Origin of the sequence: Lentibacillus halophilus, from assembly GCF_039522485.1 — a bacterium.
Taxonomy (GTDB): domain Bacteria; phylum Bacillota; class Bacilli; order Bacillales; family Amphibacillaceae; genus Lentibacillus; species Lentibacillus halophilus.
The window spans coordinates 482992-491348 of record NZ_BAAADM010000054.1; the positions used below are offsets into that span (position 1 = coordinate 482992).

Here is an 8357-nt window from a genome sequence, read left to right on the forward strand (position 1 = left end):
AGCTGGCTCCTTTCTCCTGGCTTGCTGCGTTAAATAAGCTGGTATGGCTGCATATCAACGGTGATTTGCAGGTTACTTTTTCGCATCTGATCATCAAACTGGGCAATTAACCGGTGGATCGATGACCGCAGATTTGGCTCGTTTTTATATTTTATCATGCATTGGTAGCGGTATCTATCTTTCATTCTTGGTATGGGCGATGGCGTCGGTCCTAAAACAACCGTTTCGGTCTGCACAGATTGCCACAAACCTTTTGCTATCTGTTGCGCGGCTCGTGCAGCAGCAGCATGATTCTCATCAGATACGGTTATTAAAGCAAGAAAAACAAACGGCGGATACTGGAATGTTTTCCGCACACGCATTTCATTCTGATAAAACCGCACATAATCATATTGGCTGGCCAGTTCAATGCTATAGTGTTCCGGCGTATACGTCTGGACAATCACCTCGCCCGGCAGTTCATGTCTCCCGGCACGGCCACTCACTTGCGTTAAAAGCTGAAATGTTTTTTCTGCTGAACGAAAATCAGGAAGATGCAACATAGAATCCGCAGTGAGAACACCGACAAGCGTCACATTTTCAAAGTCAAGACCTTTTGCGATCATTTGGGTTCCAAGCAAAATATCCGCTTCTTTATTGGCAAATTGGTTCAATAGTCGTTCATGCGCTCCCTTGCGCCTCGTTGTATCCACGTCCATTCGTAATATACGCGCTTGGGGAATTAATTGAACCAAAGCTTCTTCCATTCGTTGGGTACCTGTTCCAAAAAAGCGAATCAACTCACTGTTGCAGGACGGGCAATACGTCGGCATCGGCTCTTCATACGAGCAGTAGTGACATTTTAGTTGATTGCTATTTTTATGAAATGTTAATGCGATATCACAGTGCGGACATTCTTTTACATGCCCGCATTCCCGGCACATGACAAACGTTGAATATCCGCGCCGGTTCAGAAGCAGGACTGCTTGTTCGCCGCGGCTGATGCATTGTTCGACTTTGTTTTTTAAACTGCGGGAAAACATCGACCGGTTACCGGCATGCAACTCATGGCGCATATCAACGAGTTCCATCTGCGGCATCGCTTTATTGTTGGTGCGTTTGGATAAGGTGGCCAGTTGATAGACCCCTTTTTGAGCCCTGGCATAGGATTCCAAAGCCGGTGTTGCACTTCCGAGAATAACCGGACATTGATGATGACGTCCCCGCCGTATAGCGACGTCTCTGGCATGATAGCGCGGCTGGTCTTCCTGCTTGTAGCTGTTTTCATGCTCTTCATCAATAATAAGTACCCCCAAGTTTTCAAAAGGAGCGAAAACCGCTGAACGGGCCCCAACCACCACTTGAACGTCTTTTTGTTGAATCCGGCGCCATTCATCGTATTTTTCGCCGTTTGACAAAGCACTATGCATCACGGCCACACTAGAGCCGAATCGGCCTTTGAATCGTTTGACCATCTGAGGCGTCAGTGATATTTCCGGAACCAGCACAATCGCTTCTTCCCCTTTAGCGATAACATCCTGAATGGCTTGCAGGTAGATTTCAGTTTTTCCGCTTCCGGTCACACCATGGATAAGAAAAACGTCATGCCGTTCTTCTTTTATATCCTGCTTTATCGGATCCATAGTCTTTTCTTGCTCGTCGGTCAGCTTCAGTGCTTCCGTTCGTTCAAATACCTGATTATCATAAGGGTTGCGGTATATCTCCTGCTGCGATGTTTCCAGAAGTTGTTTTTCCAGCAGAGTGTTGACTGTGGACCGTGTTGTGCCGAGCTTTTTAAGGAGTGAATTCAGCTTGATTTCTTCCGGCTGCTGTATAAAATAAGCCAGTAGTTCTTTTTGCTTTTTAGCTCGATTGGAAAGGTCATTGTATGCTTCTTCAAGTAAGTGAACATCACGGGATGGTTTGATATATGTGATACGTTTTTTGGTCACCCGTGATTTGACAAGGTAATGCACTGTGATATCCCCTTGCCGAATCGCCTTTTGTACGTGATGGTAACCAATACCGGCATCGTTGAGTTCATCATATGGAACGACTAGCCGTCCGGCAAACAAGGACTCCAGCTGATTCGGCAGTGATGCGTCCGTCAGCCGTTCCAGTTCTTTTTTATAATTGGCTTTCAGCACCTGTGGAAGCATTGCCTGATAAGCTGTAATATATAGACTGAGTGTATCTTCTGCCAGCCACATTCCCAATTCGAGCAATTCATCCGTCAAAACCGGTGTTAAATCAAGAACCTCGGCAATCGTTTTCAGTTTATTATGGGACGATTCATGCGCTAATCCTGTTACAAAACCCATCACGTTTCGTGAACCGAATGGCACAATCACCCGCATGCCCGGCTGTATAACACCCTGGAAATGCTCTGGAATGTGATAATCGAACGATTGGTTAATCGAACTGGCAGGAACATCAACAATAACGTTAGCTATCATTCCCTTTGCCTGTCTTCCTTATCACGTATAATCAATTCAAGAATGCGAACAGCAATATCCCGTTTGGACGCCAGCGACATATTTTCGACATCCTGTTGACGATTCACATAGCTTACCATATTTGTATTCCCTTCAAAACCCGCTCCTTCCGCACCTACATCATTGATGACAATCGCATCCAGTCCTTTTTTCTGCAGTTTACGAATCCCATAGTCAATCGGTTTTTCCGTCTCAGCGGCAAAACCAACTAAAAATTGATCGTCTGTCTTTTGTTCAGCAAGCGTCTGCAAAATATCATTGGTTCGCTCCATTTGGACATGCCAATGGCCATCATGCTTTTTCATTTTTTCGTCATAACGATGTTCAGGGCGGTAGTCGGCGACTGCTGCAGCTTTTATGGTAATATCATTCGATGGAAAATGGGCAATCATCGCCTCTTCCATCTCACGGGCGGTAACCACATCTACTCTATTTATCCTGGAGTCTGATAATGAAAGGTTTACCGGACCTGTTACCAGTGTCACCTCCGCACCCATGTAGCTTGCCGCCTCAGCGAGTGCAAACCCCATTTTTCCGGTTGACCGGTTGGTAAAAAAGCGCACTGGGTCAACGCTTTCCCTCGTAGGACCGGCAGAAATCAATATGTTTTTTCCTTTTAGCATCATTTTTTGCTTCTGATGGTCTTCTATCGCTGCCATAATGCTTTCGGGGTCTTCCAAACGCCCTTTGCCAACGTATCCACAAGCGAGATAGCCATCGCCGGGTTCTATGAAATGATACCCCCATGAATCAAGCTGTTTCATATTTTTCATAACAGCCGGGTGTGCATACATATGGACATTCATCGCTGGTGCTATGTAAACCTGTGACCGGGTGGCAAGCAAAATGGTGGAAAGCATATCATCACCGATGCCATTAGCGAGTTTGCCGATAATATTCGCAGTGGCTGGTGCGATAAGGGTAATATCAGCCCAATCGGCCAGATCGATATGAGCAATTTTGGTTGGATCTTTTTCATCAAATGTGTCGGTATAAACAGGATTTCTCGACAGTGCCTGAAAAGTTAGCGGAGATACAAATTCCTGAGCATGATCCGTCATGATCACTGTCACATCGGCACCACGTTGACTCAGCCTGCTCGTCAATGCACAGGCTTTATACGCCGCAATACCCCCAGACACGCCTAACAGAATACGTTTGTTCGCGATCATCATCATCCCCCTCTCGTATGGCAACTGACAGGATGCCCAAATGTAAAACCCCCGCAAACAAGAAAGAAGCGAGGGATGATATCGTTACTTGCTATCGTCTTTTACAAATAGTTTTCCTGCGTGTATTTCATCCAATGCTTGCCCTACATACTTATTGGATTTCGAATCAACAAGGACGTTATTCGTATGCTGAAGTTCATGTGCCCGTTTGGCAGCAATGGTAACCAGTGTGTATTTTGATTTGATGGTTTTCTGTAAGTCATCAATGGACGGTTCAAGCATCATAATTAACTTCCTCCAATAAACGTTTATATTGTTTCGCAATGCGATCGCGCCTGCAGTGCTCACTTTGAATAATGGACTGAATTTTCATAACCGCCTTCTGCACGTCATCATTTACAACAACGTAATCATAGGCGTCCATCATATCAATTTCACTGCGAGCTTCCTGCAACCGTTTCAAAACGGCATCCTGGGATTCTGTCCCCCTGCTGGTGATACGGCTTTTCAATTCGTCAAGACTTGGTGGGAATAAAAAAATGAAGACACCTTCCGGAAAATTGTCTTTTACTTGCATAGCTCCTTGCACTTCAATCTCTAAAAAAACGTCTTGTCCTGCTGCAAGGGTATTCTCGACGTATCTCCTTGGTGTTCCGTAATAATTATTGACAAACCGTGCGTACTCTAAAAGTTCGTTATCGGCAATAAGCTGTTCAAACTGCTGATTGGTTTTGTAAAAATAATCAACACCATCCTGTTCCCCTGCACGACGTTCCCTTGTTGTCATAGAGATGGAGTAAGCAAGGTCATCCTCCTGCTCAAAAAGCTCTTTTCTTACGGTTCCTTTCCCGACACCGGAAGGCCCCGACAATACGAACAAAATCCCATTTTCATCCATCAGCTGCGTTCCTCCTAGTTGCTGTCATCGATCATTTCCTCGTGACTGATCACGCGCTGGCCCACCGTTTCCGGTTGTACGGCCGACAAAACAACATGATCACTGTCCATAATAATAACCCCACGTGTGCGCCGGCCATAAGTGGCATCCACCAATTTATCATTGTCACGGGCAACGGTGATGATTCGCTTGATTGGTGCGGATTCCGGCGAAATAATCGAAACGACCCGATTGGCCGAAACAACATTTCCAAATCCGATATTAATCAACCGTAAACTCAAATCGACTCCCCCTCATTATTCTCTCTCGTTACTGTCATCATTGCAAGTCTTATTAAATTATTTTTATCTGTTTATTTTTTATCCGGGCTAAGCGCCTAATAAATCTATTATAAATAAACTAAAGACCCAAATACAAGCATTTACTCTCCAATGGACGCGGTTATCGTTCGGCCACACTAATAAAAAGCATGATTCATTATAATATGTGTTCAAAAAGTTGACAAATTAGAATGTTGGGCTGAGGTCGTCACGTCCTGTACACCGTAGAGTAGGGTAACCTTTCTCAAGGACACCCTTCATCAAACCGTACGTGCCCTATTAAAGCATACGGCCTACCATCGTATTACATTGTTAAAATAATCAAAGGCAGCTTATTGAAAATATGCCGTCTACAGAACTTTCATCAACTTCCGACTAGTGAACAATCGAAGCTATGGGACGAGGGAAAAACGTCATTGTTGGCGATCCTAAACAACCGCCAACGGATTTCTTTGGCACCAAACAGGAAGAGGATAATTTTGACCTGCAGGATCTGAAAAGTGTTCTGGACGATAGTCTGACGATACAACTGCCACTCTCCGGCCCGATATCGGTCGTGAGAGCCCTTTTCTCGGACTTTTTGATGGCTTTCCGGCTCGCTTCGGCCGTGAGAGCCTTTCTCTCGGACTTTTTTGACAGCTTTCTGGATTGCTTTTGGCGCTGAGAGCCCTTCTCTCGGACTTTTTGACAGCTTTCCGGTTCGCTTTTGGCCCTGAGAGCCCTTTTCTCGGACTTTTTGACAGCTTTTCGGCTCGCTTTGGCCCTGAGAGCCCTTCCCTCGGACTTTTTGACAGCTTTTCGGCTCGCTTTGGCCCTGAGAGCCCTTCTCTCGGACTTTTTGATGGCTTTCCGACTCGCTTTTGGTCGTGAGAACCCTTCTCTCGGACTTTTTGTCAGCTTTCTGGATCGCTTTTGACTGTGAGAATGTCCCAGCCTCTTTTTCCTCACCTCACATGCTGACCGTTAGAAGCTAAACGAGCACAAGTCGTATTCCGCCTTAACTGATGCAAGATTTTCTAATAAATTATTCTTTGATTTGTCCCTCACTACGGATTGTATATTTCGTTGAGGTTAATGCGGGCAGCCCCATCGGTCCACGGGCATGCAATTTTTGTGTGCTAATACCGATTTCAGCACCAAATCCGAATTCAAAGCCGTCTGTAAAACGCGTTGATGTGTTGTGATAAAGGGCTGCGGCATCCACATTATTGAAAAATTCCAGCACATGATCGTCCGTTTCTGTCACAATCGCCTCTGAATGGCTGGTACCATAACGAGCGATGTGTGCGATAGCATCCTGAACGTTTGTAACAATTTTGACGGCCAAGATTTTATCCAGGTATTCGGTTTCCCAGTCTTGTTCTGATGCCGGCACAAGATTTCCGGTCATCTCCTGTGCTCTGTCATCGGCTCGCAATTCAACATGATGATCCTGGAGGGAATTAACAAGCTCATGTAAATGCTTTTTCGCCCACCCTTCATGGACAATCACCGTTTCTGCTGCGTTACATACGGAAGGGCGTTGTGTTTTGGCGTTGACGGTTATATCGATCGCCATTTGTGGATTGGCTGATTCATCGATAAAGATGTGACAATTTCCCGAACCCGTTTCCAACACCGGAACTGATGACTGTTCAACGACGGTTTGAATGAGGCTTTGCCCACCACGTGGAATCAAAACGTCAAGATAATCATTCAGCTTAAACATCTCAGCAGCTGTTTCCCTGCTATTATCTTCAAGCAGCTGCACGGCATCCTCAGGAATATCCGATTTCTCAAGTGCACGGTGAATAACGTCTACAAGCGCCTTATTGGAATAAAGGGCTGAGGAACTGCCTCGTAGGAAGACCGCATTTCCTGTTTTCAAACAAAGACTTGCCGCGTCCACCGTCACGTTCGGTCTTGCTTCATATATGATTCCAACGACACCCAGGGGAACCCTGATCTTTTCGATATTAATGCCATTAGGGCGGTCCCACGATTCTAATACGTCACCGACGGGATCGCTCAGGTCAGCCTGTTGTTTGAGCGCATCCGCCATATCATTAATCCGTTGGTCATTTAACACAAGTCGGTCGATCAAGGCTTCATGAAAACCGTTTTGTTTAGAGCCTGTGATGTCCTTTTCATTTTCGTTGATAATAAAATTCTTTTCACTTATGAGTTGTTCGGCCATCAAATGCAATGCTGCGTTCTTTTGATCGGTGGTTTTAATACCAAGTTCCTGAGCAGACGCCTTTGCTTGTTTGGCTTTTGCTATTAATTCGCTCATAACATCTCCTCCTTTAAAGATAGTACTAATCGATCGCGATGAATCGCTTCCGGACGGTCTCGTTCCGTTTTTACCATGGCTTCCACGCTCGAGAGCCCTTTGATCGTATTTATATCTGAGGATGAATAATTCATTTGGCCTCTTCCTATGACCGTTTTGTTGGCGTTTATGATTTCGACCACATCCCCTATATCGAACTCGCCTTCAAATGCTTTGATTCCCGCCGGTAACAAACTTTTTCCGTTCGAGATAATCGCCCATTCTGCCCCTTCATCAATTTCAATTTTTCCGGAAACAGGTGAGTGAAAAGCAATCCATTGCTGCGGTTTTTTTAAATTGTGAGTCTTGCTGTCACCGATATAGGTGCCATCGCCTTCCCCATTCAAAATATGCATCAGTTTTTCCTGTCCGGTACCAGTTCCGACAAATGAAGGAACACCAAGTGACAGGGCCGTTTGTGCAGCTGACAATTTCGATGTCATACCGCCTGTTCCAACCTTGGAACCTGAATTATTTTTGGTTTGATTAAAAAGGTCCTCTGTAACAGCAGGCAAAAAATCGTACCGTTTGGCTGTATGGTTTGTCCGCGGATTGCTCTCATACAGTCCATTAATATCCGTCAACATGATCAAAAAATCCGCATGGACAAGACCACTGACCAACGCGGATAGCATATCATTGTCCCCGAACGTCAATTCATCAACTGCAACCGAGTCATTTTCATTTATAATTGGCAAAACCGACCGCTTTAAAAGCTCTGTCAGCGTACTGTAAACGTTACCGTATTGTGTTTGATTAACAAAGGCAATTCGTGTTAACAACAATTGCGAGGCAATGATTCCATGATCTTTTAAAGCGTCAGTGTAAGCCTGCACCAATAATCCTTGGCCCACCGCCGCAGTCGCTTGTTTGCCTGCCAATGTAACAGGACGGGACGGATAACCAAGTTCGCTAAAGCCGGCTGCAACAGCTCCCGAAGAAATCAGAATCACTTCATAACCTTGTTTTTTTAGATGGGCCAATGCCTCTGCGTGTTCATTCAGTTTGCTTTCGTTGAGCCCTCCGTTTTTATTCGTCAACAAACTGCTGCCGATCTTAACTACAATTCGTTTTTTTGCCATAGAATCATACCTCTCCTCCACAAACTTAGAAACACCAGACATTTCCCTTGTCCTTTAGCCGATTCAGACGTTTTACTTAAAAAACCGTCTATCATCGGTA

8 protein-coding genes are annotated in these 8357 nt (G+C 45.2%); 1 reads left to right on the top strand and 7 read right to left on the bottom strand.

What is annotated here, in order from left to right; translation table 11 throughout:
• Nucleotides 1-29: 29 nt before the first annotated feature.
• The 5 genes from priA to remA all read right to left on the bottom strand — a co-directional run bounded on the left by priA (nt 30) and on the right by remA (nt 4825).
• Nucleotides 30-2435, bottom strand: a complete 2406-nt coding sequence (priA, locus tag ABDZ72_RS12190) for a primosomal protein N' (RefSeq protein WP_343753469.1) — start codon at nt 2433-2435, stop codon at nt 30-32.
• Complete coding sequence (gene coaBC / locus ABDZ72_RS12195) at nt 2432-3646, bottom strand: bifunctional phosphopantothenoylcysteine decarboxylase/phosphopantothenate--cysteine ligase CoaBC (RefSeq protein WP_343753471.1); 1215 nt, start codon at nt 3644-3646, stop codon at nt 2432-2434. Before coaBC ends, priA begins: the two co-directional genes overlap by 4 nt.
• 84 nt (nt 3647-3730) lie before the next feature.
• On the bottom strand, nt 3731-3931 hold the full coding sequence (gene rpoZ, locus ABDZ72_RS12200; RefSeq protein ID WP_343753473.1) for a DNA-directed RNA polymerase subunit omega: 201 nt from the start codon (nt 3929-3931) through the stop codon (nt 3731-3733).
• Entirely contained in the window at nt 3921-4547 is a 627-nt protein-coding gene (gene gmk, locus ABDZ72_RS12205) for a guanylate kinase (protein ID WP_343753755.1), read from the bottom strand. Before gmk ends, rpoZ begins: the two co-directional genes overlap by 11 nt.
• A gap of 11 nt (nt 4548-4558) precedes the next feature.
• Nucleotides 4559-4825, bottom strand: coding sequence for an extracellular matrix/biofilm regulator RemA (gene remA / locus ABDZ72_RS12210; protein WP_343753475.1), 267 nt, complete (start codon nt 4823-4825; stop codon nt 4559-4561).
• Nucleotides 4826-5258: 433 nt separating this feature from the next.
• On the opposite strand from remA, the gene ABDZ72_RS12215 reads away from it, so the two are divergent.
• Nucleotides 5259-5528 carry a hypothetical protein gene (locus tag ABDZ72_RS12215; RefSeq protein ID WP_343753477.1) on the top strand — a complete coding sequence of 90 codons (270 nt, stop codon included), beginning with the start codon at nt 5259-5261 and terminating at the stop codon, nt 5526-5528.
• 360 nt (nt 5529-5888) lie between these two features.
• Here the strand turns inward: ABDZ72_RS12215 and ABDZ72_RS12220 are convergent, their stop codons facing one another.
• Nucleotides 5889-7136, bottom strand: coding sequence for a glutamate-5-semialdehyde dehydrogenase (locus ABDZ72_RS12220; protein ID WP_343753479.1), 1248 nt, complete (start codon nt 7134-7136; stop codon nt 5889-5891).
• On the bottom strand, nt 7133-8257 hold the full coding sequence (gene proB / locus ABDZ72_RS12225) for a glutamate 5-kinase (RefSeq protein WP_343753481.1): 1125 nt from the start codon (nt 8255-8257) through the stop codon (nt 7133-7135). Before proB ends, ABDZ72_RS12220 begins: the two co-directional genes overlap by 4 nt.
• Nucleotides 8258-8357: the final 100 nt, after the last annotated feature.

What these genes read in the sequence shown, in the direction of transcription:
- priA (WP_343753469.1), bottom strand. Translation starts at nt 2,435, where the DNA reads ATGATAGCTAACGTTATTGTTGATGTTCCTGCCAGTTCGATTAACCAA.
- coaBC (WP_343753471.1), bottom strand. Translation starts at nt 3,646, where the DNA reads ATGATCGCGAACAAACGTATTCTGTTAGGCGTGTCTGGGGGTATTGCG.
- rpoZ (WP_343753473.1), bottom strand. Translation starts at nt 3,931, where the DNA reads ATGATGCTTGAACCGTCCATTGATGACTTACAGAAAACCATCAAATCA.
- ABDZ72_RS12215 (WP_343753477.1), top strand. Translation starts at nt 5,259, where the DNA reads ATGGGACGAGGGAAAAACGTCATTGTTGGCGATCCTAAACAACCGCCA.
- ABDZ72_RS12220 (WP_343753479.1), bottom strand. Translation starts at nt 7,136, where the DNA reads ATGAGCGAATTAATAGCAAAAGCCAAACAAGCAAAGGCGTCTGCTCAG.
- proB (WP_343753481.1), bottom strand. Translation starts at nt 8,257, where the DNA reads ATGGCAAAAAAACGAATTGTAGTTAAGATCGGCAGCAGTTTGTTGACG.